Source organism: Nocardioides sp. dk884 (assembly GCF_009557055.1).
Classification (GTDB): Bacteria; Actinomycetota; Actinomycetes; order Propionibacteriales; family Nocardioidaceae; genus Nocardioides.
In genome coordinates this window covers 2414921-2439718 of the sequence record NZ_CP045649.1, presented here as the reverse complement: position 1 = coordinate 2439718, position 24798 = coordinate 2414921, and the positions used below count along the sequence as shown (strand labels likewise).

General features: G+C 72.8%; 27 protein-coding genes. 16 read left to right on the top strand and 11 right to left on the bottom strand.

Annotation, left to right across the window (positions count from 1 at the left end):
- Positions 1-55: 55 nt before the first annotated feature.
- On the top strand, positions 56-1498 hold the full coding sequence (locus tag GFH29_RS11830; RefSeq protein WP_153323863.1) for a glycine hydroxymethyltransferase: 1443 nt from the start codon (positions 56-58) through the stop codon (positions 1496-1498).
- A 4-nt stretch (positions 1499-1502) separates the two neighbouring features.
- Here the strand turns inward: GFH29_RS11830 and GFH29_RS11825 are convergent, their stop codons facing one another.
- The 3 genes from GFH29_RS11825 to GFH29_RS11815 all read right to left on the bottom strand — a co-directional run bounded on the left by GFH29_RS11825 (position 1503) and on the right by GFH29_RS11815 (position 5922).
- Positions 1503-2558, bottom strand: coding sequence for a tartrate dehydrogenase (locus tag GFH29_RS11825; protein ID WP_153323861.1), 1056 nt, complete (start codon positions 2556-2558; stop codon positions 1503-1505).
- 1 nt (position 2559) lies between these two features.
- Positions 2560-4176: an SLC13 family permease gene (locus GFH29_RS11820; RefSeq protein ID WP_153323859.1), complete on the bottom strand. Its 1617-nt coding sequence runs from the start codon at positions 4174-4176 to the stop codon at positions 2560-2562.
- 78 nt (positions 4177-4254) lie between these two features.
- Positions 4255-5922: an acyl-CoA dehydrogenase family protein gene (locus GFH29_RS11815; RefSeq protein WP_153323857.1), complete on the bottom strand. Its 1668-nt coding sequence runs from the start codon at positions 5920-5922 to the stop codon at positions 4255-4257.
- 18 nt (positions 5923-5940) lie between these two features.
- Here GFH29_RS11815 and GFH29_RS11810 point away from each other — a divergent pair, with 18 nt between their 5' ends.
- The 3 genes from GFH29_RS11810 (at position 5941) to GFH29_RS11800 (ending at position 8382) form a co-directional block, all read left to right on the top strand.
- Positions 5941-6978, top strand: a complete 1038-nt coding sequence (locus GFH29_RS11810) for a YihY/virulence factor BrkB family protein (protein WP_153323855.1) — start codon at positions 5941-5943, stop codon at positions 6976-6978.
- A gap of 9 nt (positions 6979-6987) precedes the next feature.
- Positions 6988-8085 carry a potassium channel family protein gene (locus GFH29_RS11805; protein ID WP_228387450.1) on the top strand — a complete coding sequence of 366 codons (1098 nt, stop codon included), beginning with the start codon at positions 6988-6990 and terminating at the stop codon, positions 8083-8085.
- Between the two features lie 72 nt (positions 8086-8157).
- On the top strand, positions 8158-8382 hold the full coding sequence (locus GFH29_RS11800) for a hypothetical protein (RefSeq protein WP_153323853.1): 225 nt from the start codon (positions 8158-8160) through the stop codon (positions 8380-8382).
- A gap of 16 nt (positions 8383-8398) precedes the next feature.
- On the opposite strand, the gene GFH29_RS11795 is transcribed toward GFH29_RS11800, so the two are convergent.
- A complete protein-coding gene (locus GFH29_RS11795) occupies positions 8399-9154 on the bottom strand; it encodes a PIG-L deacetylase family protein (RefSeq protein ID WP_153323852.1) in 756 nt (251 codons plus the stop codon).
- 220 nt (positions 9155-9374) lie between these two features.
- Entirely contained in the window at positions 9375-9665 is a 291-nt protein-coding gene (locus GFH29_RS11790) for a DUF4193 family protein (protein WP_153323850.1), read from the bottom strand.
- A gap of 355 nt (positions 9666-10020) precedes the next feature.
- On the opposite strand from GFH29_RS11790, the gene GFH29_RS11785 reads away from it, so the two are divergent.
- From GFH29_RS11785 to GFH29_RS11775, 3 genes are read left to right on the top strand one after another with little or no spacing between them, the layout of a single operon-like run.
- Positions 10021-10530, top strand: coding sequence for a DUF4383 domain-containing protein (locus tag GFH29_RS11785; RefSeq protein ID WP_228387449.1), 510 nt, complete (start codon positions 10021-10023; stop codon positions 10528-10530).
- Between the two features lie 31 nt (positions 10531-10561).
- A complete protein-coding gene (locus tag GFH29_RS11780) occupies positions 10562-11290 on the top strand; it encodes a histidine phosphatase family protein (RefSeq protein ID WP_153323848.1) in 729 nt (242 codons plus the stop codon).
- Positions 11287-12171: an NAD(P)H-hydrate dehydratase gene (locus GFH29_RS11775; RefSeq protein ID WP_153323846.1), complete on the top strand. Its 885-nt coding sequence runs from the start codon at positions 11287-11289 to the stop codon at positions 12169-12171. Before GFH29_RS11780 ends, GFH29_RS11775 begins: the two co-directional genes overlap by 4 nt.
- Before the next feature lie 20 nt (positions 12172-12191).
- Here GFH29_RS11775 and GFH29_RS11770 read toward each other — a convergent pair whose 3' ends face one another.
- Complete coding sequence (locus tag GFH29_RS11770; protein ID WP_153323844.1) at positions 12192-12362, bottom strand: hypothetical protein; 171 nt, start codon at positions 12360-12362, stop codon at positions 12192-12194.
- Between the two features lie 270 nt (positions 12363-12632).
- Here GFH29_RS11770 and GFH29_RS11765 point away from each other — a divergent pair, with 270 nt between their 5' ends.
- Positions 12633-13454 carry an MBL fold metallo-hydrolase gene (locus tag GFH29_RS11765; RefSeq protein WP_153323842.1) on the top strand — a complete coding sequence of 274 codons (822 nt, stop codon included), beginning with the start codon at positions 12633-12635 and terminating at the stop codon, positions 13452-13454.
- A gap of 12 nt (positions 13455-13466) precedes the next feature.
- Here GFH29_RS11765 and GFH29_RS11760 read toward each other — a convergent pair whose 3' ends face one another.
- From GFH29_RS11760 to GFH29_RS11745, 4 genes are read right to left on the bottom strand one after another with little or no spacing between them, the layout of a single operon-like run.
- On the bottom strand, positions 13467-14495 hold the full coding sequence (locus GFH29_RS11760; protein WP_153323840.1) for an NAD(P)/FAD-dependent oxidoreductase: 1029 nt from the start codon (positions 14493-14495) through the stop codon (positions 13467-13469).
- Positions 14492-15016 carry an isoprenylcysteine carboxyl methyltransferase family protein gene (locus GFH29_RS11755; protein WP_153323838.1) on the bottom strand — a complete coding sequence of 175 codons (525 nt, stop codon included), beginning with the start codon at positions 15014-15016 and terminating at the stop codon, positions 14492-14494. The genes GFH29_RS11760 and GFH29_RS11755 overlap by 4 nt, the downstream gene beginning before the upstream one ends.
- Positions 15013-16089, bottom strand: coding sequence for a type III polyketide synthase (locus GFH29_RS11750; RefSeq protein ID WP_153323836.1), 1077 nt, complete (start codon positions 16087-16089; stop codon positions 15013-15015). Before GFH29_RS11750 ends, GFH29_RS11755 begins: the two co-directional genes overlap by 4 nt.
- The gene (locus GFH29_RS11745; RefSeq protein WP_228387448.1) at positions 16077-16913 is read right to left on the bottom strand and encodes a UbiA family prenyltransferase; all 837 of its coding nucleotides are present in this window, start codon (positions 16911-16913) and stop codon (positions 16077-16079) included. The genes GFH29_RS11750 and GFH29_RS11745 overlap by 13 nt, the downstream gene beginning before the upstream one ends.
- A 284-nt stretch (positions 16914-17197) precedes the next feature.
- On the opposite strand from GFH29_RS11745, the gene ctaD reads away from it, so the two are divergent.
- Positions 17198-19105, top strand: coding sequence for a cytochrome c oxidase subunit I (ctaD, locus tag GFH29_RS11740; protein WP_153323834.1), 1908 nt, complete (start codon positions 17198-17200; stop codon positions 19103-19105).
- 55 nt (positions 19106-19160) lie between these two features.
- Here the strand turns inward: ctaD and GFH29_RS11735 are convergent, their stop codons facing one another.
- Positions 19161-19898, bottom strand: a complete 738-nt coding sequence (locus tag GFH29_RS11735; protein ID WP_153323832.1) for an AfsR/SARP family transcriptional regulator — start codon at positions 19896-19898, stop codon at positions 19161-19163.
- 275 nt (positions 19899-20173) lie between these two features.
- Here GFH29_RS11735 and GFH29_RS11730 point away from each other — a divergent pair, with 275 nt between their 5' ends.
- From GFH29_RS11730 to GFH29_RS11700, 7 genes are all read left to right on the top strand, one after another.
- Positions 20174-21094 (top strand): manganese catalase family protein, encoded by a 921-nt coding sequence (locus GFH29_RS11730; protein ID WP_153323830.1) that lies wholly within the window; start codon positions 20174-20176, stop codon positions 21092-21094.
- 32 nt (positions 21095-21126) lie between these two features.
- Entirely contained in the window at positions 21127-21609 is a 483-nt protein-coding gene (locus GFH29_RS11725; protein WP_153323829.1) for a putative manganese transporter, read from the top strand.
- The gene (locus tag GFH29_RS11720; RefSeq protein WP_194289551.1) at positions 21564-22214 is read left to right on the top strand and encodes a putative manganese transporter; all 651 of its coding nucleotides are present in this window, start codon (positions 21564-21566) and stop codon (positions 22212-22214) included. Before GFH29_RS11725 ends, GFH29_RS11720 begins: the two co-directional genes overlap by 46 nt.
- Positions 22215-22226: 12 nt before the next feature.
- Positions 22227-22388: a hypothetical protein gene (locus tag GFH29_RS11715; RefSeq protein WP_153323824.1), complete on the top strand. Its 162-nt coding sequence runs from the start codon at positions 22227-22229 to the stop codon at positions 22386-22388.
- A gap of 97 nt (positions 22389-22485) precedes the next feature.
- On the top strand, positions 22486-23889 hold the full coding sequence (locus GFH29_RS11710) for a zinc-dependent alcohol dehydrogenase (protein ID WP_228387447.1): 1404 nt from the start codon (positions 22486-22488) through the stop codon (positions 23887-23889).
- Between the two features lie 22 nt (positions 23890-23911).
- Positions 23912-24274, top strand: a complete 363-nt coding sequence (locus GFH29_RS20650; RefSeq protein WP_228387446.1) for a hypothetical protein — start codon at positions 23912-23914, stop codon at positions 24272-24274.
- Positions 24271-24789, top strand: coding sequence for a DUF1360 domain-containing protein (locus GFH29_RS11700; protein ID WP_153323822.1), 519 nt, complete (start codon positions 24271-24273; stop codon positions 24787-24789). The genes GFH29_RS20650 and GFH29_RS11700 overlap by 4 nt, the downstream gene beginning before the upstream one ends.
- The last annotated feature ends 9 nt before the right edge of the window (positions 24790-24798 follow it).

The following is a 24798-nucleotide window of genomic DNA, read 5'->3' as shown; positions in this document are numbered from 1 at the left end:
CCCGGGAATGGGCACGGTGGGTGGTCGTGGCGTCGGCCGTTCTAGGCTGGGCACCATGAGCGACCTCGATGCCCTCACCAGTAGTGCCTACTCCCAAGCTCTCGAGGTCATCGCCTCGGTCGAGCCCCGCATCGCGGAGGCGACGCGCCAGGAGCTGGCCGACCAGCGCGGCTCCCTGAAGCTGATCGCGAGCGAGAACTACGCCTCGCCGGCGGTCCTGCTCACGATGGGCACCTGGTTCAGCGACAAGTACGCCGAGGGCACGGTCGGGCACCGCTTCTACGCCGGCTGCCAGAACGTCGACACCGTCGAGGCGCTCGCCGCCGAGCACGCCCGCGAGCTCTTCGGCGCCGAGTACGCCTACGTGCAGCCGCACTCGGGCATCGACGCCAACCTCACCGCCTTCTGGGCGATCCTCGCCCACCGCGTCGAGGGCCCCTGGCTGGAGCGCGCCGAGAGGAAGAACGTCAACGACCTCACCGACGAGGAGTGGGAGACGCTGCGCCGCGAGCTGGGCAACCAGCGCCTGCTCGGCATGAGCCTGGACACCGGCGGCCACCTCACCCACGGCTTCCGCCCGAACATCTCGGGCAAGATGTTCCACCAGCAGCAGTACGGCACCGACCCGGTCACCGGCCTCATCGACTACGACGCGCTCGCCGCCAAGGCCCGCGAGTTCAAGCCGCTCATCCTGGTCGCCGGCTACTCGGCGTACCCCCGCCGGGTGAACTTCGCCAAGATGCGCGAGATCGCCGACTCGGTCGGCGCGACGCTGATGGTCGACATGGCGCACTTCGCCGGCCTGGTCGCGGGCAAGGTGTTCACCGGCGACGAGGACCCGATCCCGCACGCCCACGTCGTCACCACGACCACTCACAAGTCGCTGCGCGGCCCGCGCGGCGGCATGGTGCTGGCCACCAAGGAGTACGCCCCCTCGGTCGACCGCGGCTGCCCGATGGTCCTCGGCGGCCCGCTCAGCCACGTGATGGCGGCCAAGGCCGTCGCGCTGGCCGAGGCCCGCCAGGAGTCGTTCCGCGGCTACGCCCAGGATGTCGCCGACAACGCCAAGTCGCTCGCCGAGGGCTTCTTGAGCCGCGGCGCCAACCTGGTCACCGGCGGCACCGACAACCACCTGGTGCTGCTCGACGTCACCTCCTTCGGCCTCACCGGCCGCCAGGCGGAGTCGGCGCTGCTCGACGCCGGCGTCGTCACCAACCGCAACTCGGTCCCGAACGACCCGAACGGCGCCTGGTACACCTCCGGCATCCGCCTCGGCACCCCGGCGCTGACCACGCGCGGCTTCGGCCACGACGAGTTCGACCGCACCGCCGAGCTCATCGTCGAGGTCCTCTCGAACACCACCCCGGGCACCACCAAGGCCGGCGGGCCCTCCAAGGCGAGCTACACCCTCGCCGACGGCGTGGCCGACCGGGTCCGCTCGGCCTCCGCCGAGATGCTCGACAAGCACCCGCTCTACCCGGGCCTCGAGCTCTCCTGATCGGTTAGCGCACGGCCGCGACCAACGCGTCCACGACCTCGGCGGTGCCTGCGGTGCCGCCGAGGTCGCGGGTGCGGGTGGACGGGCCGCGCAGGCTGCGGCGTACGGCGCCCATCAGGTGCGCGGCCGCCTCGCCGTGGCCGAGGTGGTCGAGCATCAGCACCGCGGACCACACCGTGCCGATCGGGTTCGCGACACCCTTCCCGGCGATGTCGGGTGCCGAGCCGTGCACCGGCTCGAACATCGAGGGGTGCTCCCGGGTCGGGTCCAGGTTGGCCGACGGCGCGATCCCGATGCTGCCGGCGACCGCCGCGGTGAGGTCGCTGAGGATGTCGCCGAACAGGTTGGAGGCCACGATCACGTCGAAGCGTCCGGGCTCCAGCACGATCTTCGCGGCGAGCGCGTCGATGAGCTCGCTGTCCCAGCGCACGTCGGGGTGCGCGGCCGCGCGCTCACGGACCACCTCGTCCCAGAACGGCATCGTGTGCACGATCCCGTTGCTCTTCGTCGCCGAGGTCAGGTAGCCGCGTCGGCGGCGCGCGAGGTCGAAGGCATGGTCGGCGATCCGGCTGACCCCGGCCCGGGTGAAGACTGCCTCCTGCACGGCCATCTCGTCGGCGAAGCCGCGGTTCAGCCGGCCACCGATCTCGCTGTACTCACCCTCGACGTTCTCGCGCACGACGACGAGGTCGAGGCCGCCGGGCTCGACCGCGCGCAGCGGGCTGGTCATCCCCTCGAACAGGGCGATCGGGCGCTCGTTGACGTACTGGCGGAAGTGGCGGCGGATCGGGATCAACAGCCCCCACAGCGACACATGGTCGGGTACGCCGGGCCAGCCCACGGCCCCGAGCAGGATCGCGTCGTGCCGGGCCAGCGTCGCCAGGCCGTCCTCGGGCATCATCGTCCCGGTCTGGGCGTAGCGCCGGCACGACCAGTCGTGCTCCACCCACGACAGCTCCAGGCCGTGCACGTCGGCGACCGAGTCGAGCACGGTGCGGGTCGCGCCCACGACCTCCGGGCCGATCCCGTCGCCGGGGATGACGCCGATCTCGTGGGCCACCTCAGACCAGGCCGATCATCGAGGCCATCACCGGCAGGAAGATCACGATCAGGATCGCGCCGATCACGTCGAAGGACGCCCCGGTGCGGATCATCGTGGTGATCGGCACCGCGCCCGAGCCGTAGACGATGGCGTTCTGCGGGGTCGAGACCGGGAGCATGAACCCGAACGACGCCGCGAACGTCGCGGCGAGCGCGGGCACGAACGGGTTCACCCCCGCCGCGACGGCGATCGGGATGATGATCGGTACGACGACTGCCGCGGAGGCGGTGTTGCTGGTTGTCTCGGAGACGAGGATGGCGAGCGCGACCGCGAAGACGGTGATCCAGAAGACGCTGGAGAGGCCCAGCGTGTCGGACGCGCCGTTGCCGAGCGTCTCGGCCAGGCCGCTGGACTCCAGCAGGCTGCCGAAGATGATGCCGGTGCCGAAGAGCATCACCGTGCCCCAGTCGATGCGGGCCGCGTCGCTCCAGCGCAGCGTGAACTCGCGCTCCTCCCACTTGGTCGGGAGCAGGAAGAGCAGCGAGGCACCGAGGATCGCCACGATCCCCTCGTCGAGGCGGTTGGTGACCGTCTCGTAGGTGCTGGAGTCGGTGCCGGCGACGAGGGCCACGACGCCGGGCAGGATCCACAGGGTCACGGTGACGGTGAAGGCGATCAGCGTGTTGCGCTCGGCGACCGAGAAGGCGCCCAGGCGGGCCTTCTCCTCGCGGACGTACTCCTCGACGCCCTCGAGGTGGCGGGTCTCGGGTCGGTTGAGCAGCAGCACCAGCACCGCGAGCGCGACGAACATCAGGGCGCAGATCGGCAGCGCCATCAGCACCCAGTCGAGGAACGAGATCCGCTCGCCGGTGGCCTCCTCGATCAGGCCGCGCCCGATCAGGTTGGGCGGGGAGCCGACCGGGGTCAGCAGCCCGCCGACGCTGGCGCCGTAGGCGAGCATCAGCATCAGCGCCGCGCCCACCCGCAGCCGCAGCGGGTCGAAGTTCTCGGCGACCTCGCCGCGCGCCTGGAGCAGCTTGGCGACCACGGTGAGGATGCCGATCGCCGTCGGTAGGAGCATCGCGACGGTCGCGGTGTTGGAGACGAAGGCCGAGAGCAGCGCGGTGATCGCGCCGAAGGCGATCACGATCCGGATCGTCGAGGTACCGATGCCGGGCAGGCTCAGCACGAACATCGCGAAGCGCCGCGCGACGCCGTGCTTGAGCATGGCCTGGGCGAGGATGAAGGCGCCGATGAAGGTGAACACGGTCGAGGAGCCGAACGGCTCGAGGGCCTCGTCGGCGGTGACCACGCCGAGCAGCACGATCGCGCAGATGCCGATGAAGCCGCCGACGGGGATCGGCACCGGCTCGGTGACCCAGAGGACGATGACGCCGAGCAGCACCGCCGCGAGCGTGTGCTGCTCGTCCTCCAGCCCGGTCGGGACGAGCAGGAAGACGATCGTGACCAGCGGCGCCAGCACCAGGCCGACGGTGCGGCGGGTCTTCTCGAAGCGCTCCTCGCGCGGGGACAGGTGCTGCTCGCCGAGGCTGCGGTACGTCGCGTTGTCGAGGAAGGCCTTGTCGACGTCGGTGCGCCGACCCTCTCCCTGCTCTCGCTCATGGGCGGTGGTCACGGGGCACCTCCGGGCATGTGTGGGCTGCGTCACAGTCCCTTACCCGCGCGCGCCGCCCGGAAACGGCGGGTGGCCGCCTCAGACGCGCGGCGTCGCGCGCGCGACCAGGGCGCGCAGGTCGCCGCCCTCGAGCGTGCCGAACGTCCCGTCGTACGACGTGCCGAGGCGGGAGGCGCAGAACGCGTCGGCGACCTCCGGCGGGGCGAAGCGGACCAGCAGCGAGCCCTGGAGCACCGCGGCCATCCGGCCGGCGAGGCGGCGGGCCCCGACCTCCAGCTGCGCGGCGTCGGCCATCAGCGCCCCCAGCAGCGCGAGGGTGTCGTCGACGGCCCGGTCGAGGCGGGCGTCGCCGCCGCGGGCGCGGCCGACCTCGGTGATCCAGGCGTTCAGCGCCTCCGGCTCCCGGGTGATGGCGCGCAGCACGTCGAGGGCGTTGACGTTGCCCGAGCCCTCCCACACCGAGTTGAGCGGGGACTCGCGGAACAGCAGCGGCAGCACCGACTCCTCGACGTAGCCGTTGCCGCCCAGGCACTCCAGCGCCTCGGCCACCACGGCGGGGGTGCGCTTGCAGACCCAGAACTTCGCCAGCGGGAGCGCGATGCGGCGCAGCGCGGCCTCGTGCGGGTCGGCGAGGTCGTCGACGGCCGCCGCGAGCCGGATGGCGAGCGCCGTGGCCGCCTCGGTCTCGACGGCGAGGTCGGCGACGACGTTGCGCATCAGCGGCTGGTCGAGCAGTCGCGTGCCGAAGGCCGAGCGGTGCGCGGCGTGCCAGGCGGCCTCGGAGACCGCGCGGCGCATGAGGGAGGTGGAGCCGAGCACGCAGTCCAGGCGGGTGGCGGCGACCATCTCGATGATCGTGCGGACGCCGCGGCCCTCCTCTCCGAGCCGGACCGCGACGGTGCCGTCGAGCTCGAGCTCGGCGGAGGCGTTGGAGCGGTTGCCGAGCTTGTCCTTCAACCGCACCACGTCGAGCTGGTTGCGGGCGCCGTCGGGGAGCACTCGCGGCACGACGAAGCAGCTGAGCCCGCCCGGCGCCTGGGCGAGCATGAGGAAGACGTCGTTCATCGGCGCCGAGGTGAACCACTTGTGCCCGTGCAGCGTGTAGGTGCCCGCGCCGCCGGTCGGGCGGGCCTCGGTGCGATTGCTGCGGACGTCGGAGCCGCCCTGCTTCTCGGTCATCCCCATCCCGGCGAGCGCGCCGAGCTTGTCCTCGGGCCGGCGCACCCCGGGGTCGTAGATCCGCGAGGCCAGCAGCGGTGTCCACTCCGCGGCCAGCGCCGGGTCGGTGCGCAGCGCCGGCACCGCGGCGTACGTCATCGAGACCGGGCAGCCGTGGCCCGGCTCGGTGTGCGACCAGGCCATGAACCCGGCCGCCCGGCGCACGTGGGCGTGCGCGTCGCCGTCCTCCTGCTGCTCCCAGGCGGTGGCGCCGAGGCCGTGACCGACCGCACGCTCCATCAGCCAGTGCCAGGAGGGGTGGAAGGCCACCTCGTCGACCCGGTGGCCGTAGCGGTCGTACGCCGTGAGCCGTGGCGGGTGCTCGTTGGCCAGCTGGCCGTGCTCGCGCGCCTCCGCGCTACCGGCGTCGGCCCCGAGCGGCACCAGGTCCTCCAGCACCTCGGCGCCGGCGTGGCGCACGACGGCCTCGCTGAGCGCGAGGTCGGTTGTCACCACGTTGTGGCCCACGAGCGGGGGCGCCTGGTTGGTGACGACGCGGATCGCAGATCGCGAGTGGGAGGTCTCCATGTGGTTACGGTAAGTCCCATGGCCTCGCACACCTGGCACGCTGCGGCCGGGGCCGCGACGGCTGCCTGGCTGAGGCAGGCGCGCCACACCCTGTGGCGCCTGGTCGTCACCACCGTCGGCTCGTGCCTGCGGCACCGGGTCACCGGGCTGGCGGCGGAGGGCGCGTTCTTCGCGGTGCTGTCGGTGCCGCCGCTGATCTTCGCGCTGACCGGCGCGATCGGCTACGTCACCGGCCGGTTCTCCCGAGCCCAGGTGGAGGACGTGCAGGAGGCGGTGATCGAGCTGTCCTCGCGGTTCCTGACCGAGAGGGCGGTGGACGAGGTGATCACGAAGACGATGGACGACGTGCTCGAGGGCGGGCGCTTCGACGTGATCTCGCTGGGCTTCGTGCTCGCACTGTGGTCGGGATCGCGGGCGCTCAACGTCTTCGTCGACACCATCACGATCATGCACGGGCTGGGTGGCTCCCGCGGGATCGTCCGCACCCGGGCGCTGTCGTTCGTGCTCTACGTGATGGCGCTGATCACCGGCGTCATCGCGGTGCCGCTGATGGTCCTGGGCCCCGCGCTGCTGCGCGACTGGCTGCCCGAGGGCTTCGACTTCGTGCTCGGCTTCTACTGGCCGGTGGTCGTGCTGGTCTGCATCTGCTTCCTGGCCACGCTCTACCACGTGTCGGTGCCGGTGCGGACCAGCTGGCGCTTCAACCTCCCGGGCGCGACGTTCTCCCTGTTCGCCTGGGTGGTCGGCTCCTACGTGCTGCGCTGGGTGCTCACCGCGACCGCCGCCGACTCGCGCTCGATCTACGGGCCCTTGGCCGCACCGATCGCGGTGCTGCTGTGGCTCTACGTCGTGGCGATCGCGGTGCTGATCGGTGCGGCCGTCAACGCGGCGTTCGACGAGGTCTTCGCCCAGTCCTCCACCTCCCGGGCCCGCCGCGAGCTGGTGCAGCGCCTGCGTCAGCTGGGCGGGCGCGCCCCGGGTCGTGAGCAGGTCGTGAGCGGGTCGGTGAGCGGTTCCGGACGGGACCGGCCCCCGGTCGGGCCGGGAGTCGACTAGATTCGGGGCGTGCCTGCCCCTCCCGACCCTGCCCAGGAGGGCCGCGGTGACGTGTCCCTGCCCGAGCGGGTGCGCTCGCCGTGGTGGGAGCTCGGCCGGCGGCTGCTCGCGGCGCTCGCCATCCTGGTCGGCACGGTCATGCTGGTGTACTTCGACCGCGGCGGCTACGTCGACGGCAACGACCCGACCGGCAAGATCGACCTGCTGGACGCGATCTACTACACGACCGTCACGCTGAGCACGACCGGCTACGGCGACATCGCTCCCGTGAGCCCCGCCGCCCGCACGATCAACGCGTTCGTCATCACCCCCGCCCGTATCGCCTTCCTGGTCCTCCTCATCGGGACCACCCTCGAGGTGCTCGCCTCGCAGGGCCGGGAGATGTTCCGGGTGGCTCGTTGGAGGAAGCACATGGGTCACCACGTCGTGGTCGTCGGATACGGCACCAAGGGCCGCAGCGCCGTCGACACCCTGGTCCGCAACGGACTGAACCGCGAGGCCGTGGTCGTCGTCGACCCCAGCGGCACCGCGCTGCAGGACGCGCACGCCGACGGGCTGGCGGTCGTCACCGGCGATGCCACGCGCCGCAACGTGCTGCGCCGCGCCGGGGTGGGGGAGGCCGACCAGATCATCATCACCACCGACTCCGACGCCTCCAACGTGCTGGCCACCCTGACCGTGCGCCAGCTGAACCCGGACGCCTGGATCGTCGCCTCGGTGCGCGAGCAGGAGAACGCCCCGCTGATGAAGCAGTCCGGTGCCAACTCGGTGATCACCTCCTCCGACGCCGTGGGCCGCCTGCTGGGCCTCTCCTCGCTGTCGCCGACGCTCGGGTCGGTGATGGAGGACCTGCTCACCTACGGCCACGGGCTGGAGGTCGCCGAGCGCGAGCTGCTGGTGACCGAGGTCGGCCGCCCGCCCCAGTCGCTGCCCGACCAGGTGATCGCGGTGGTGCGCGACGAGAAGGTCTACCGCTACTTCGACCCGGTGGTCTCGCTGCTCGCACGCGGGGACCGACTGGTCGTCGTCCGGGCCTCCCGGGAGCGGCCGTGGGCGCCGCGCCCGGGCACCCACGACGAGGATCTCGCCGCCGACCACGAGGACTGAGGCGCGCGGAGCTCGCGGTCGTTCGGGGGCACCCCCTGGCGCAACTTCGAACAGATGTTCTAGTCTGATGGGGTGCGAGATCAGGTCACGGGGCTCCAGGGACACGACGTGCCGCGGCACGTCTGGGTCTGCCGCACCGGACGCTGGCAGGAGCGCAGCCCCGGGCTGATCCTGGAGTGGCGCCGCGTCCAGGGCCACTGGGAGGCACTGGTCGTGTGGGCCTCCGGGGGCGGCGTGCGCGCCTGGGAGCTGGCCCACGGCTGGGTGCGCGCGGAGCACGTGCGACCGCGGGAGTGAGCTCGGTCGAGCTCGCTCAGTCGCCCCAACCCATCGGGAAGACCTCGAAGGCGCTCGCGAACCTGGTGCCGAGGCGCTGGCCGGCGCCGCGGGAGGCTCCCTCGAGGAACTCGCGGGCGTCCCAGTCCTCCCAGCCCAGGCCGTCGATGTACGCCGCGTGCGCCTCGAGCGAGGCCACGCCCGCGTCGAAGGTCGCGGTGGTGTCGACGGCGTGGGTCGCCTGCGGGGACCCGGCGGCCCAGACCTCGCGGACGCCGCCCCACGGCTCCACCCCGTCGGTGAGCTGCTCGGGGAACACCCAGCGGTTGCCGGCGTCGCGCACGGCGTCCAGGGTGGCGCGGCCCACCGCGATGTGGTCGGCCTGGTTGAGATTGCGCCCGCCCCAGGTGTCGCGGAAGTTGTTGGTGACGACGATCTCCGGGCGGTGACGCCGCACGGCGCCGGCGATGGCGCGGCGAAGCGGTACGCCGTACTCAAGGATGCCGTCGGGCAGGCCGAGGAAGTCCACGACCTCGACGCCGACGAGGCGGGCGGACTCGACCTGCTCGGCCTCCCGCAGCCCGCGGCACTCGTCGGGGTGCAGCCCGTCGATGCCGGCCTCGCCGCTGGTCACCATGCAGTAGGTGACCTGCTTGCCCTGGCCGGTCCACCGCGCGACGGCGGCTGCCGCGCCGAACTCGAGGTCGTCGGGGTGCGCCACGACGCACAGCGCCCGATCCCAGTCGTCGGTGACGGGCGCGAGAGGAGCGGGACGGGGGTCGTCGCTGGACATGCCCCACTGTCACAGGGCGGCGCGGCCGTGCCCACCCCCGAGGGCGTGGATCCGTTGCTCGGGTGGGCCCGCCGGCCCGATGGAGGGGGAGCCCGGGGTAGTCCGTGTCGTACGGGCCTGTGGAGGACTCCTGCACAGGCTCCTACGTCACGGACTACCTCCCGGGACTCAGAGGCTCGCTCCTACCCCTGTGGCAGGGAGCGGGCCCGGGGGGCTCGACTCAGTCGCAGTCGCGGCAGTGGTCGGTGCCCGGCACCCGCATCGAGGGGCCGTGGAGCAGGAAGCAGCGCGAGCACATGAACTCGTCGTCCTGACGGGGAGTCACCACGATGTGGAGTTCCTCGTGGGACAGGTCGGCGCCGGGCAGCTCGAAGGAGTCGCCCTCGGTGTCCTCGTCGACATCGACCTTGGGCGACTGCTTCTCGGTCGGATTGCCCCGGAGGGCCTCGATGGAATCGGCCTCCGGCTCGTCCTCGGGCCGGTTGCGTGGTGCGTCGTAATCGGTCGCCACAGCGACCACCTCCTCGTGAGCAGCGGAGCGCCGCACGATACGGCAGGACCTACATCCACCTGGACAGCCCATGGTGCCTGACGCCCCCACACATGGCGTACCTCACGCCGGGCCCCGAGAAGTGGCGCTCCGGGGACCCGGCGCGGGTCAGCGCGTGACGCGCAGGCGGGTGCTGCGGGTCGTCGCGAACCCGTCTCCGGGCTTGATCTGCACACGGAACCAGCTCACGGCACCGCGGCGCACGTCGCAGCCGGTCCGGGTCTCGCGGGTGGCGGTGCTGCTGGTCGCGCGGGTCGAGGCGAGTCCTGGGCACGGATCTGGATACCGGCGCTGGCATCGACCCGAGGAGGAGAGAATGACTGAACGGACTACCCCGTCCGGCGCGAGCGACCCCAGCCCCGCGCGCGGCATCGCAGGACCCTCGACCGGCGACCGGCTCGCCCGAACGATGGCGCTCGCCACCGGGGCGCTGTTCCTGGTCGTGGGCGTGGCGGGCTTCATCCCCGGCGTCACGACGAACGTCGGCGACCTGGAGTTCGCCGGCCACCACAGCGACGCCGAGCTGCTGGGGATCTTCCAGGTGTCGGTGCTGCACAACCTGCTGCACCTGCTGTTCGGCGTCGCCGGCATCGCGCTGTCGCGCCGCGGCATCCATGCAGCCGCCTACCTCCTCGTCGGCGGTGTCGCCTACCTGGGGCTGTGGGTCTACGGCCTGGTCAACGACCACCACAGCGACGCCAACTTCGTGCCGCTGAACTCCGCCGACAACTGGCTGCACCTGGTGCTCGGCGTGGCGATGCTCGTGATGGGCCTGGTGGCCCTGCGCGCGGTCCGCGGTGGCATCGGCAGCCAGACCGCCATGTGAGGGATCGCGTCGCGCGGGGTACGGGGCGCTCGTGCACCCTCGATGGCCCAGCGGACCTCACGCGCTCACCCTCGTCCGCCACGGTGAGAGCGTCGGCAACCAGGCGGACCAGGCGGCGCGGGCGGCGGGCGCCGAGGAGCTCGAGCTCTCGGTGCGCGACGCCGATGTCGAGCTCTCCGAGACCGGCCGCCAGCAGGCCGAGGCCCTCGGGCACTGGATGGCCGACGCGCCCGAGGAGCTCCGGCCGACCCTGGTGCTCAGCTCGCCGTACCGTCGCGCGGCGCAGACCGCGGAGGTGGCGGCCGCCCGGGCGGGTCTGGAGGTCTGGTTCGACGAGCGGCTGCGCGAGCGCGACCTCGGCGTCTTCGACGGTCTCACCGGACGCGGGATCCGGGCGCGGCATCCCGAGGAGGCCGCGCGACGCACCCGGCTCGGGAAGTTCTACTACCAGCCGCCGAGCGGGGAGAGCTGGGCCGACGTCGCCCTGCGGGTGCGCAGCCTGCTGGGCGACCTGCGCCACGGGTACGACGGCGAACGGATCTGGATGTTCAGCCACCAGGCCGTGATCATGACCTTCCGCTACGTGCTCGAGGGGATCCGCGAGCCCGACCTGCTCGAGATCGACCGTCAGGTGCAGATCCCGAACGCCTCGATGACCCGCTACCGCCGCCAGGGACACGACTTCGCGCTGGAGACGTTCGCCGACACCGGCGCCGTGGAGCGCACCGACGCGGCCGTGACCGAGGAGGAGTCGCGATGAGCGCCAACCCCGAGCCCGAGATCGTGACGCCGGCCGTGCTCCGCGACTGGCCGCTGGCCGAGCCGGGAAGCTCCAAGGGCGCCCGCGGTCAGCTGCTCGTCCTGGGCGGCAGCCGGTCCACCCCCGGCGCGGTGCGGCTGGCCGGCGAGGCGGCGCTGGCGGCCGGGGGCGGCAAGCTCGCGATCGCCACCGTCGCGAGCGTGGCCCCGGCGCTCGGCGTCGCGGTCCCGGAGGCACAGGTCCTGGACCTGCCCGAGGACGGCGACGGCTGCCTGGGAGCGGACGCGGCGGATCCGGTGGTCGAGCGCGCGGACTCCATCGACGTGCTGCTGGCCGGACCGGGCCTCAGCGATCCCGCCCACGCCGCGAGGCTGCTGGCCCGGGTGCTCCCGCGCGTGCACTGCCCGGTGGTCCTCGACGCGCTGGGTACGGCGTACCTCACCGAGCACCCGGAGGGGCTGCGTCACCTGGAGGGCCGCGCCGTGGTCACAGCCAACCCGGTCGAGCTGGCCCGGATGACCGGCCACGAGCAGCTCGAGGGCGACGAGGAGATCCTCGAGGCCGCGCGCGGACTGGCGCGAAGCAGCGGCGTGGTCGTGCTGGCCGGCGCGGCCACCAAGCACGTGGCGGCTCCGGACGGCCGCGCCTGGACGGTCGCGGGCGGCGGCCCCGGGCTCGGCGTCTCCGGATCCGGCGACGTGCAGGCCGGCATCGTGGCCGGGCTGCTCGCCCGGGGCGAGGACCCTGCGAAGTCGGCGGTCTGGGGTGCCTACCTCCACGCCCGCGCGGGGGAGCGGCTCGCGAGCGAGGTGGGCCAGGTCGGCTACCTGGCACGGGCGCTTCCGGGCGCGGTGCCGGCGGTGCTCGACGAGCTGCGCTGAGCCGCGCTGGCTGAGCCGGGCTACCGCACGTCCCTGCGCTCGTTCCCGAACGCGCCGCGGGTGATCAGCCGGGCGACCCGGGCGCGCACCGAGCGGCGCCGGCTTCGTGCGTCGTCGAGCATCGGCAGCAGAAGGTTCATGACCACGCTGGCACCCGCCAACGCGGTGAGAATCAGGATCAGCGTGAGCACGGTGGACTCCCAGGTTCGACCGAAGCGGCGGGGGCCGGGCCCCCGCTGCCGAGGACGTGGTCCCGGTGCCCGCGATGCGTGCGGTGATGTCCACCCGGAGGGGTCCTCCCGGCCAACCTACTGCGGGCCCGGGCAGCGCGCCGGGCCTCGGGAGCCGCAGGGTCATGGGCGGGCGGCATTCGGGACACCGGGGTGCATGGCGCACCGACACCCTGCCCCGCCGCCGTGCTGCCGCGCGGCGGGAACCATCGTCCGGCCCAGGGACGCGCGATGAGCACCGCGGCGAGCCTGGAGTTCGTCGGCACCGCGACGACGATCCTGAGGCTGGGCCCGTTCACGGTGCTCACCGACCCGAACTTCCTGCACCGCGGCCAGCGCGCCTACCTGGGCAAGGGCCTGTTCTCCAAGCGCCGCACCGAGCCGTCGTTGCAGCCCGCCGACCTGCCGCCGATCGACCTCGTCGTGCTCTCCCACCTGCACGGAGACCACTTCGACCGGGTCGCGCGCGCCGAGCTGGACCGCCACCTCCCGATCCTCACCACCGCGTCGGCGGCCCGCCGGCTGAGCCGATGGGGCTTTCGCCAGGCCCAGCAGCTCGACACCTGGACCAGCTCACGCCACGAGCGCGACGGCTGGTCGCTCACGGTGACGGCGGTCCCCGGCACCCACGCCCCGACCCTCGCGCGCCCGCTGCTGCCGCCGGTGATGGGCAGCGTGCTGCATCTCGTCGACCCGTCAGGGGAGGGGTTCCGGCTCTACCTGAGCGGGGACACCCTCTACCGGCCCTGGCTGCGCGAGATCACCGAGCGGACCGGGCCTCTGGACGCCGCCGCCGTCCACCTCGGCGGCACCCGGGTGCTCGGGCTCCTGGTGACCATGGACGGGCGCCAGGGCGCCGACCTGGTCGAGCTGCTCGAGCCCGGGGTGACGGTGCCGATCCACTACGACGACTACACGGTCTTCCGCTCGCCGCTCTCGGACTTCACCGACGAGTGCGCGCGGCGCCGGCTGCCCACCCGCGTCCGCACGGTCGGTCGAGGCGACGTGGTGGCGCTGGACGCGGGCTCGCTGGTCGACGACGAGCGCGCGTGACCGAGCCCGACCTCAGCGGGCCAGCTCGTTGACCGCGCCGTCGAAGAGCCGGGGCAGGGCGAGTGCGGCGGGCACGATGGCGCGGCGCAGCGGACGAAGCCGGGTGCCGGCCAGCAGTCCCGCGGTGAGCCAGCGGTAGCGGCGGGTCACGCGCACCCAGTCCTGCTCGTAGCGCTGCGGGTCCCCGGCCAGCATCGCCGCGACGGCGGCCTCGGCCTGGGCGAACCCGAGTGCGAGGCCCTCGCCGGTGAGGGCGTCGACGTACCCCGCGGCGTCCCCGACGAGCAGCACCCGCCCGGCGACCCGGCGCCGCGCGCCCTGGCGCAGCGGTCCCGCCCCGCGGATCTGGCTGGCGGGCTCCGCGCGCTCGAGGCGGCGCCGCAGCCCGGGGAACGCCTCGAGATGGGTGTCGTAGGCGGCCTTGGACGCGCCCAGCACCGCGACGGACACCAGGTGGTGTCCCACCGGCGTCACGTAGGCCTCGACGTGCCGCGCCCAGTGCACCTCGACGTACGGCGACCAGGGCGCGACGGCGAAGTGGCGGCGCAGGCCGAAACGGGCGTGGCGGGAGGCGGGGAGCGTCAGGCCCAGCCGGCGGCGCAGCGGGGAGTGCAGGCCGTCTGCGGCGACGAGGTGGCGCGCCCGCACCTCCTCGACGCGGACCTCGGCCTCGTCCTGGTGCACCGCGCCGACCGCGCGGTGCTCGAGGCGTACGCCGGCCGCCAGCGCCGCGCGGGTCAGCTCGGCGTGCAGGGCGGTGCGCCGGATCCCGCGGCCGGGCCCGTGGCGGAAGTCGGCGGTGGCGACTCGGCCGCGCGCGGCGTACCGCACCCCGTGCAGCTCGCAGCCGGGCGGGTCGACGCCGAGCGCGTGCAGGGCCGACAGGGCGCCGGGCATCAGCCCCTCGCCGCAGGCCTTGTCGATCGCGCCGCGGCGCGGGTCCCAGACCTCGACCTGCCAGCCGGCGCGGGCAGCGTGCAGCGCGGTGGCCAGGCCGGCTGGGCCACCGCCGGCCACGAGCAGGTCGACCGTGCGGCTCACGACACGGTCGCCATCTGCAGCGCCCGGTCCTCCACGCGGATCCGGACGCTCAGCAGCGCCGCGTTGGCGAGGGTGAACACGACAGCGGTGATCCAGGCGCCGTGGATCAGCGGCAGCGCGAGGCCCTCGAGGACCACGACCAGGTAGTTGGGGTGCGGCAGGAACCGGTAGGGCCCGGCGTGGACCAGCGGGAGGTGCGGGACCACGATCACCCGGGTGTTCCACTGGCGCCCGAGCACCGTGATGCACCACCAGCGCACGGCCTGGCACACCACCACCAGCGCGAGCATCGACCAGCCCAGCACCGGGTAGAAGCTCCGGTCGGCCGCGTGCACCTCGACCAGGCAGCCGACCAGCAGCCCGGCGTGCAGCACCACCATCACCGGGTAGTGGCCGCGCCCGGACTCCACGCCGCCCTGGGCGAGCGCCCAGGCGGCGTTGCGCTGGGAGACCACGACCTCCGCGCCGCGCTCGAGCACCACCGCGAGCACGATCGCGGTGTAGAGCAGCTCGCTGCTCATGCCGGCATCCGCATCAGCACGAGCTCGGAGCAGAACCCCGGGCCCATCGCCAGCAGCAGGCCGTAGGACCCCGGCCGGGGTGGGTGTTCGCGCAGCGTGTCGGCCAGCACGTGGAGCACCGAGGCCGAGGAGAGGTTGCCGATGTCGCGCAGCGAGTCCCAGGTGACCTGCAGAGCCTCGCGCTCGACGCCGAGGGCCTCCTCGAGCGCCTCCAGCACCTTGGGTCCGCCCGGGTGCGCGACGTACCACTCCAGGTCGGCGCGGGTGAGACCGTGGTCGGCGAGGAACCGGGTCGTGTCGTCTCCGACGTAGCGGCGCACGACGTCGGGGACCGCGCCGTCGAGCACGATCTTGAGCCCGCCGGAGCCGACGTCCCAGCCCATCACCCGCTCGGAGCCGGGGTAGAGCCGACTGCGGCTGGCGAGCACCTCGGGCTGGACGTGGTCGGCCGACACCAGCTCCGTGCCCCGGTCGCGGCCGGCGGCGACCACCGCCGCGGCGCCGTCGCCGAACAGCCCGCTCGCGACCAGGTTGGCCACCGAGGGGTCGTCGCGCTGGAGGGTGAGCGAGCACAGCTCGACGCTCATCAGCACCGCCACCGCGTCCGGGTGGCCGAGCAGGTAGTCGTGCAGCCGCGCGATGCCGGCAGCGCCGGCCACGCAGCCCAGGCCCACGAGCGGCATGCGTACGACGTCCTCCCGCATGCCGATCAGCCCGGCCACGCGCGCGTCCAGCGAGGGCACCGCGAGCCCGGTGACGGTCGCGGAGATCAGCAGGTCGACGTCGCCGGGGTGCAGCCCGACCGCCTTGAGCGCGTCGACGACCGCCTGGGCGCCGAGCTCGACGCCGTGCGCGATGAACGCGTCGTTGGCCGCGCCGAACCCGTCCAGTGCGGCGTAGTCGCTCAACGGCAGCGCGGTGTGGCGGGTGGCGACTCCGGCGTTGCGGTGGAAGCGCTCCACGACGCCGCGATCCAGGCGGCCGCTCTGCATGCTGTCGATGAAGGAGGCGGTGATGGCCGCCTGGGGGTGGCGGTGCTCGGGCAGGGCGCCGCGGACGCTCAGAACGCGCATGGTCGACTCGACTTCCGGGTGGGGACAGGGGCGGGGGCAGGCAGGGCCAGGGGAGGGGGCGCCCCCCGGGTCGGGGTCACGCGGTGGCCCCGACGAGCAGGACGACGTCGAGCAGGGCGATGCCCATCGCGGCGCGGAACGGCCAGCGCCCGGCGCCGACGAGTGCCACGACGGCGAGCACGGCCACGCCCGCGAGCACCGCCACCGACCACGGCGCCGCGGAGCTCGCGGCCCGAGCACCGCCAGCACCGACGCGGCGGCGAGCAGGACGTCGCAGCCACGCGGCAGCGCCGCGCGCCCAGGCGGTGCGGGAGCCCGTGCACGCCGGTGCTCGCGTCGTCGGCGAGGTCGGGGACCGCGTTGAGCAGATGGGCGGCGACGCCCAGGACCGCGCCGGCGAGCACCGCCCACCAGGCCGGCCGCGCGGGGACGCTCCCGGCCAGGGTCGCCACCGCCGGGAGCAGCCCGAACGCCCCGGCGTACGGCAGCCAGGACCAGGGCGTCGCCTTGAGGCCGAGGTTGTAGGCGTGTGCCAGCCCCACGCAGACCAGGTGCGCCAGCGCCGCGCGCCAGCCGAGCAGCGCGGACAGCACCAGGCACGCCACCAGGGAGCCGCTCAGCGCGGCCCGCGCGACGCGCACGCTCACCTCACCGGTGGCGAGCGGCTTGTCCGGCCGTGCGGTCGCCCGGTCGCGAGGGAGATCGACGAGGTCGTTGCCCCAGCCGATGCCCAGCTGCCCGCACAGCACGGCGGCGCCGACGAGGACCACGGTGCCCGGCGGCTTGCCCGCCGCGATCGCGAGCAGGGTGGCGATGGTCGTCACCGCCACCACCGGACCCGGGTGCGTCGCGCGCAGCAGCGCACCGGGCCCGCGGGGCCGCCTGGACGTGGTGCTCCGGGGCACCGCGGTCGTCACGGGGTGCGGGTTCGCGGCGCGCGCACGGTCCATCGTCGCTGCCTCCTCGGGCGGATACCCGAGCCGGTGCCCGCGCCGGCCGTGCTCACACAGGTTCGGCCCCGACCGGTTTGGTACGCCGGACGGGGGTTACCCGCACCCATCGGCCGGCGAATGCCCGCCGCGTGTCAGTCCAGCCCGAGGAGCCCGCGATGGTTGCTGATCCGATCCTTCTCCGCTCGACCGCGCCGCCTCGGCGAGCGCTGGGCCGCGAGCTGGTGCGGGTCCTGACGACCACCGACCACAAGCTGATCGGCAAGCTCTACCTGATCACGTCGTTCGTGTGGTTCCTGGTCGGCGGCCTCATGGCACTGCTGATCCGCTCCGAGCTCACCTACCCGGGCCAACAGGTCGTGAACGACGAGCTCTACAACCAGCTGTTCACCATGCACGGCACGATCATGCTGCTGTTGTTCGCGACGCCGCTGTTCTTCGGCTTCGCCAACGTGCTGATGCCGATCCAGATCGGCGCTCCCGACGTGGCCTTCCCGCGGCTGAACATGCTGAGCTACTGGCTCTACCTCTTCGGCGGGCTGATCGCCGCCTCCGGCTTCCTCACCCCCGAGGGCGCGGCCTCCTTCGGCTGGACCGCCTACACGCCGCTCTCGGACGACGCGCGGACCCCCGGCATCGGCGGCGACCTGTGGATCATGGGCCTCTACATCGCCGGTCTCGGCACGATCCTCGGTGCGGTCAACTTCATCACCACCATCATCAGCATGCGCGCCCCCGGGATGACGATGTTCCGGATGCCGATCTTCACGTGGAACACGCTGATCACCAGCCTGCTGGTGCTGCTCGCGTTCCCGATCCTCGGTGGCGCGCTCTTGATGCTCGAGGCCGACCGGCTGCTGGACGCCCAGATCTACGACCCCAGCAACGGGGGGCCGTTGCTGTGGCAACACCTGTTCTGGTTCTTCGGTCACCCAGAGGTGTACATCATCGCGCTGCCGTTCTTCGGCATCGTCTCGGAGATCATCCCGATCTTCGCCCGCAAGCCGATCTTCGGCTACGTCGGTCTGGTCGGCGCCACCATCGCGATCGCGCTGTACTCGGTGGCGGTGTGGGCGCACCACATGTTCGTCACCGGCGCGGTGAACCTCCCGTTCTTCTCGGGCATGACCTTCGTGATCGCGGTGCCGACCGGGGTGAAGTTCTTCAACTGGATCGCCACCATGTGGGGCGGGTCGCTGTCGTTCGACACCCCGATGCTGTGGACGATCGGCTTCCTGGTCACGTTCCTGTTCGGCGGTCTGACCGGTGTCATCCTGGCGAGCCCGCCGCTGGACTTCCACGTCTCGGACTCCTACTTCGTGGTCGCGCACTTCCACTACGTCGTGTTCGGCACCGTGGTGTTCGCGATGTTCGCCGGCTTCTATCTGTGGTGGCCCAAGCTCACCGGGCGGATGCTCGACGAGCGCCTTGGCAAGGTGCACTTCTGGCTGCTCTTCGTCGGCTTCCACATGACGTTCCTCGTGCAGCACTGGCTCGGCGTCGAGGGCATGCCGCGCCGCTACGCCGACTACCTGCCCGAGGACGGCTTCACCGCCCTCAACCAGGTCTCGACGGTGGGCGCGTTCCTGCTGAGCCTCTCGACCCTGCCGTTCCTCTACAACGTCTACATCACCAGCCGGAACCCGCAGGTCCGCTCGGACGACCCCTGGGGCTGGGGGCGCTCGCTGGAGTGGGCGACCAGCTCCCCGCCGCCGCGGCACAACTTCGAGCAGCTGCCGCGGATCCGCTCGGAGTCCCCGGCGTTCGACCTGCACCACCCCGAGACGGCGATCACCGAGCTGCGCCAGAACCCGCGCGAGGGGGACCCCGAGGAAGGCGCGATGGTGGACGCACCCGACCAGGCCGGTCGGGAGGAGCATCTCCGCGAGGAGCTGGGCGAGATCCCTCCGGGCGCGTTGCGTGACGCGGCGCTGAAGCGTCAGCACGAGGGCGAGGACTCGGGGCGCACCCAGACCAAGCGGTTCCTCACCGCGATGTTCGTCCTGGGTGGTGTCGTGGTCGCGCTGATCGCCATGCTCGTCGTCGGCATCCTGCTGCTCGGGTGACGACGTCACGGAGCCGCGCGCGGCCGTGGAGAACCGGCATCCCGGGGCGCGTCGGTCAGCGGTCCACCGGGCGCCCGAGCAACGGTCCGACCAGCCGGCGGATCTCTGGCGACGGCGGCAGCCCGAGGTCGTCGGCGAGCCGGTGACGGTAGATCTCGTACTGACGCAGGGCGGCGGCATGGTTGGCCTCGGCCAGGTGCACCTCGATCACTCGCCGGTGCGCGCTCTCGCGCAGTGGTTCGCAGCGCACCGCCGCGAGGGCGGCGGCGAGCGCCTCGGTGAAGCGCTGGTGCTCTCGCAACACCCGCGAGGAGTGCTCGAGGGCGTGCAGGCGGCGCTGGCGGTGGCTCTCTTGGTCCACCAGGATCCAGTCCTCCTGCCAGTGCGGGAGCAGGTCGTCCTCGAACAGGTACAGGTCGCTCAGCGCGTCGGGGGAGCCGGCGACCTCGGCGTCCAGCGAGCGCGCGAGGTCCTCGACCTCCCAGAGGTCGACCGCCACCTCATCGGAGAGGCGCACCTGGGTGGCCGTGGCCGTGACCAGGTTGCGGGCCCGGGGTCGCGGCATCCGCCACAGGATCGAGCGCAGGTTGGAGGTCGCCTTCTCGACCGGGGTGTCTGGCCACAAGCGCTCCGCGAGCGAGGCACGGCTCGCCGGGACGCGGCGGTGCCGGGTGCCCAGCACCGCGAGCACCCGCTGCGCGGCGGGACTCACCCGCACCGGCTGACCCTCGAAGCTCAGCTCGAATCCGCCGAGCAGGACCATCCGTGCCAGGGGGGGACGGGCGTGGTCCACGCTTCCACCTCTCTGACTCGCTTCCGGTCATCGAGGAGCCGGTGACCGCTGGGCGGCGAAGCATGCCGGTCGCGGGGGGGGTGGTCCGCGCCCGCGACGGTGACGCTCCCGCACACGCTTCCGGACACGCTGCCGGACACGGACCAGGGCACGAAACAGGGCACGGACCAGGGCACGCAGCGACCCGCGCCGGCGTCCACGGCGTCGTCACGTCGTCTCGACACGCTTCTTCGGACCGACGGTCCCGCCCGGGACCCGAACAAGGAGGAGCACCCATGTACCGACACAGCAGCGCCCTGCAGTACCACGCCAAGCCCGAACGCCCGGACGCGTTCTTCGCGGCGAAGCTCCAGGAGTTGGTCGGCGGCCAGTTCGGCGAGATGACGGTGATGATGCAGTACCTGTGGCAGGGCTGGAACTGCCGGATGCCCGGCAAGTACAAGGACATGATCATGGACATCGGGACCGAGGAGATCGGCCACGTGGAGATGCTCGTGACGATGATGGCCCGACTGCTCGAGGGGGCCCCCTCGGAGACCCAGGCCGAGGCCGCCGCCGCGAACCCGGCACTGGCCGCCGTGCTCGGCGGGCAGAACCCGCAGCAGGCGATCGTGACCGGCGGGGCGGCGATGCCCACCAACAGCCAGGGCGTGCCGTGGAACGGCGGCTACATCGTGGCCAGTGGCAACCTGCTCGCGGACTTCCGCCACAACGTCGCCGCGGAGGCGCAGAGCCGCCTGCAGACCGCGCGGGTCTACCAGATGACCGACGACCCCGGGGTGAAGGACATGCTCCAGTTCAACCTGGCCCGCGACACCTTCCACCAGCAGCAGTGGCTGCTCGGCATCGAGCAGCTCATCGAGGACGGGTTCACCGACGGGATCGAGGACTCCCTCAAGGACGAGGAGAAGACCGAGCCGGCGCGGACGTTCTACAGCTTCCACGACGACTCGACGGCGCACGAGGGCCGCTGGGCCCAGGGCGCCACGCTGGTCGGTGAGCAGCAGATCTCCTTCGAGCAGGGCCGCCCGCTGGCCGACGACATCCAGGAGATCCCGGCGCCCGACCCGCTCCTGTTCGCGACGTACGACGGCTCGAAGGGGCCCGGGAAGCCCGGCAACGCAGGCGGCGCCTACGCGCAGGGAGCAGGGAACCTGTTCTCCAAGGCCAAGGACGCGCTCACCCCGGACGACTGAGCCGCTGAGCTGGTAGCGCGAGGAGCACCCTCATGGTCGACATCGTCCTGCGGCCGCTGGCCGACGCGTTCATGCAGGTCGGCGTGTTCGTCGCACTGCTGGTCGCGCCGTTCGGCTGGGCGCACTACCGCTGGGGCGGCCGCCTCGACGAGCTCGTGGTCCGCTATCGGCGCCTCGCGCCGCTGGTCGCCGCGCTGCTCACGATGCCGCCGGGCTGCGGCGGGGCGATCCTGGTGGTGGCGGCCTACGCCCGCGGCGCCGTGTCGTACGGCGCGGTCGTCGCGGCGCTGGTCGCCACGATGGGCGATGCGACCTGGGTGCTCCTCGCCGCGGAGCCGCTGCTCACGCTCCAGCTCAAGGTCCTGCTGCTGATCACCGGCGCGCTGAGCGGCTACGCGATCGACGCCCTCGGGATCGCGCCGCCACGCCGCGAGCGGCCCCGGGCGGTCCCAGCGCCGCTGGCGCCGGGGTGCCGGGGGTCGCGGCGGCGGGCCTGCCCGTCGGTTCACGACTGATCGCCCGCGAGCCCGCCCTGCACGCGATCGGGGTGGTTCCGGTGCTGCTGTGGTTGGCGTTGGGCGCCGGCGCGACGGTCAGCGTGCCGGTCACCTTCCAGCTGCTGCACCCCAGCAACCTCTACCTGGTGCTCGGTCTGGCCGGCACCGGAATCGCCGTGCTCGCGTTCGTTCGCGGCGGGTGCCGGCTGGCCGACGACGACCTGCGCGAGGCACGTCCGGCGTCGATGGCCCACGTGCTGCGTCACGGAGGTCACGAGGTCGCGTTCGTGACCGTGTGGGTCGCCGCGGCGTACCTCGCCTGGTCGCTGCTCTCCCACACCACCGGCTTCGACGGCAGCCAGCTGCCCGTGCTCGGGCTGGCCGGGGTGGTCGTCGGCGCGCTCGTCGGCCTGGTGCCGGGCTGCGCGATCCAGATCGTCTTCACCGGGCTCTTCCTCGCCGGGGGCATGCCGCTGCCCACCCTCGTGGCCAACATGGTCAGCCAGGACGGCGACGCCCTGCTGCCGCTGATGGCCCTCGAGCACCGCGCCGCGCTGCTGGCCACCGTGCTGACCACGATCCCGGCGCTCGTGGTCGGCAGCGCCCTGTTCCTGCTGCTCTGACAAGGAGCCGTCATGTCCCTCACCACCCGTCTGCACCTGCTGCCCGCGCTCGTCTGTGCCCTCACCGGGACGCCGCTGGGCATGACCGCGGGCGTGCTGATCCTGCTCGTCCTGCTCGGCCGGCACACGCTGCACGCCCGGCGACCGGTGGTTCCCACCCGTCCGGGGGAGTGACCCCGCGCCGCGTACTGGGCACGTGGGGTGCGGGGCACGCCGACCGGTCGCGAGGCCGACCGGGGCGTGCTCGCGAATGCCGAGCGAAGGAGGACGGATGCGCGCCATGGTCTACCGGGGGCCCTACCGGGTCCGGGTCGAGGAGAAGGACAGGCCTCGGATCGAGCACCCCGGCGACGCGATCATCAAGGTGACGCTCGCCGCGATCTGCGGCTCCGACCTGCACCTGTTCCACGGGATGATGCCGGACACCCGGGTCGGTCACACCTTCGGCCACGAGTTCATCGGGGTCGTCGACGAGGTCGGTCCGGACGTGCAGAACCTCAAGGTCGGCGACCGGGTGATGGTGCCGTTCAACATCTACTGCGGGTCCTGCTTCTTCTGCGCGCGCGGGCTCTACTCCAACTGCCACAACGTCAACGCCAACGCGACAGCGGTGGGCGGCATCTACGGCTACTCCCACACCTGCGGTGGCTACGACGGCGGCCAGGCCGAGTACGTCCGGGTGCCGTTCGCCGACGTCGGACCGGCGCTGATCCCGGCGTGGATGTCGGATGAGGACGCCTTGATGTGCACCGACGCGCTGGCCACCGGCTACTTCGGCGCCCAGCTCGGCGGCATCCGCGAGGGCGACACCGTGGTCGTGTTCGGCGCCGGCCCCGTGGGGCTGTACGCCGCGCAGTCGGCCTGGCTGATGGGGGCCGGGCGGGTCCTCGTCGTCGACCACCTCGACTACCGCCTGGAGAAGGCCCGCACCTTCGCCCACGCCGAGACCATCAACTTCGCCGAGCACCGTGACGTCGTGGTGCATCTCAAGCGGATCACCGGCTTCCTGGGCGCCGACGTCGCCATCGACGCGGTCGGCGCCGAGGCCGACGGCAACCTGCTCATGCACATCACCTCGGCCAAGCTCAAGCTCCAGGGCGGCTCGCCGGTGGCGCTGAACTGGGCCATCGACGGCGTCCGCAAGGGCGGCACCATCTCGGTGATGGGCGCCTACGGCCCGATCTTCAGCGCGGTGAAGTTCGGCGACGCGCTCAACAAGGGGCTCACCCTGCGGATGAACCAGTGCCGCCCGGTCAAGCGGCAGTGGCCGCGGCTCTTCGAGCACATCCGCAACGGCCACCTGCGCCCCAGCGAGCTCATCACCCACCGTTTCCCCCTCGAGCACATCGCCGGGCTACCACACGTTCTCCGCCAAGCTCGACGGGATCATCAAGCCCGTCGTCGTGCCGGCGGCCTGAGAGAGGCTCTCCATGTCCCAGCAGACCGACGACGGCTCGGAGCAGACCGTGGCCGAGCTGATGACGCAGTACACCTACGCCCGGCACAAGCCGCCGCTCGCGGAGTCCGCCGAGGAGTTGCGGGCGCGGATCCCGGGCTGGGGCGCCGACCTCGACCTCGCGGACCGGCCCTCGGTCCCGCAGGAGGTCTACGACCCGGCCGCGACCGGGGCCCACTGGACGTTCCCCGAGCGCCAGCCCGGGGGCGAGGGTCGTGAGCGGTCCATCGAGCACGCCTTCGTGACACCGGTCTTCGGCACCGCGCAGCCGCTGCGGGGAGCCTCGGGGCTGCTGCGGCGCGTCGCCTACCGGCGCTACAGCGAGGCACGCGCCGCGCACTGGCTGCTGCTCCTCGCGGCCGACCGGCTCGACGTCGCCGAGAGCTTCGTCTCCTCGGCGCTGCGGGCCCGGCCCGACAACCTGCTCGCCGAGACGGGGGTGCTCTCCGAGCGGCGCCGCCACGGCCTCTCCTCGCGTCTGGGCCACGGGCGCGCCGACGTCGTGCACCACGCGCTCGACCCGGTCGTGGTGGCGGGGCCGTGGGTGCTCGCCGGGGTGGCCGGGTATCGCCTGGTCCGCAGGGTCCGGGGGGCGCGCCGATGAGGATCGAGACCGCGCTCGAGGGCCGGCCGGCCTCGGGGGAGAACGAGCCGGAGCCGTCGCAGAGCCCGCACGAGCCGCAGCGCCAGGCCGGGTACGCCGCCGCGATGACGACGTACGCCGGGGCGGCGACGCTCGCCGCGCTGGTGGCACGGCGTACCGGGCGGGCGCCGGACCACTACGCGGTCGGTGATCTCGTGCTCGGGGCGATCGCCACCCACAAGTTCGCCCGGATCATCGCCAAGGAGGGGGTGGCCACGCCGCTGCGCGCGCCGTTCACCGTCTTCGAGGGCGAGGCAGGGTCCGCCGAGGTCGACGAACGCCCCCGGGAGGGGCACCGCCACACGGTCGGCGAGCTGCTGCTGTGCCCGTTCTGCCTGGGTCCCTGGATCGGCGGCGCCTACGTCGCGGGCCTCGCGCTCGCGCCGCGCGCCGCGCGGGCCTGGGCGGCGACGTTCTCGATCGTCGGGGCCTCGGACTTCCTCCAGCACGCCTACGCGCGCCTGCGCGACGACTGAGACAGACGG

Excerpts from the sequence above, each read along its gene's own strand:
- GFH29_RS11830 (WP_153323863.1), top strand. The coding sequence starts at position 56 with ATGAGCGACCTCGATGCCCTCACCAGTAGTGCCTACTCCCAAGCTCTC.
- GFH29_RS11815 (WP_153323857.1), bottom strand. The coding sequence starts at position 5,922 with ATGGAGACCTCCCACTCGCGATCTGCGATCCGCGTCGTCACCAACCAG.
- GFH29_RS11810 (WP_153323855.1), top strand. The coding sequence starts at position 5,941 with ATGGCCTCGCACACCTGGCACGCTGCGGCCGGGGCCGCGACGGCTGCC.
- GFH29_RS11795 (WP_153323852.1), bottom strand. The coding sequence starts at position 9,154 with ATGTCCAGCGACGACCCCCGTCCCGCTCCTCTCGCGCCCGTCACCGAC.
- GFH29_RS11785 (WP_228387449.1), top strand. The coding sequence starts at position 10,021 with ATGACTGAACGGACTACCCCGTCCGGCGCGAGCGACCCCAGCCCCGCG.
- GFH29_RS11775 (WP_153323846.1), top strand. The coding sequence starts at position 11,287 with ATGAGCGCCAACCCCGAGCCCGAGATCGTGACGCCGGCCGTGCTCCGC.
- GFH29_RS11765 (WP_153323842.1), top strand. The coding sequence starts at position 12,633 with ATGAGCACCGCGGCGAGCCTGGAGTTCGTCGGCACCGCGACGACGATC.
- GFH29_RS11755 (WP_153323838.1), bottom strand. The coding sequence starts at position 15,016 with ATGAGCAGCGAGCTGCTCTACACCGCGATCGTGCTCGCGGTGGTGCTC.
- GFH29_RS11750 (WP_153323836.1), bottom strand. The coding sequence starts at position 16,089 with ATGCGCGTTCTGAGCGTCCGCGGCGCCCTGCCCGAGCACCGCCACCCC.
- ctaD (WP_153323834.1), top strand. The coding sequence starts at position 17,198 with ATGGTTGCTGATCCGATCCTTCTCCGCTCGACCGCGCCGCCTCGGCGA.
- GFH29_RS11730 (WP_153323830.1), top strand. The coding sequence starts at position 20,174 with ATGTACCGACACAGCAGCGCCCTGCAGTACCACGCCAAGCCCGAACGC.
- GFH29_RS11725 (WP_153323829.1), top strand. The coding sequence starts at position 21,127 with ATGGTCGACATCGTCCTGCGGCCGCTGGCCGACGCGTTCATGCAGGTC.
- GFH29_RS11715 (WP_153323824.1), top strand. The coding sequence starts at position 22,227 with ATGTCCCTCACCACCCGTCTGCACCTGCTGCCCGCGCTCGTCTGTGCC.
- GFH29_RS11710 (WP_228387447.1), top strand. The coding sequence starts at position 22,486 with ATGCGCGCCATGGTCTACCGGGGGCCCTACCGGGTCCGGGTCGAGGAG.
- GFH29_RS11700 (WP_153323822.1), top strand. The coding sequence starts at position 24,271 with ATGAGGATCGAGACCGCGCTCGAGGGCCGGCCGGCCTCGGGGGAGAAC.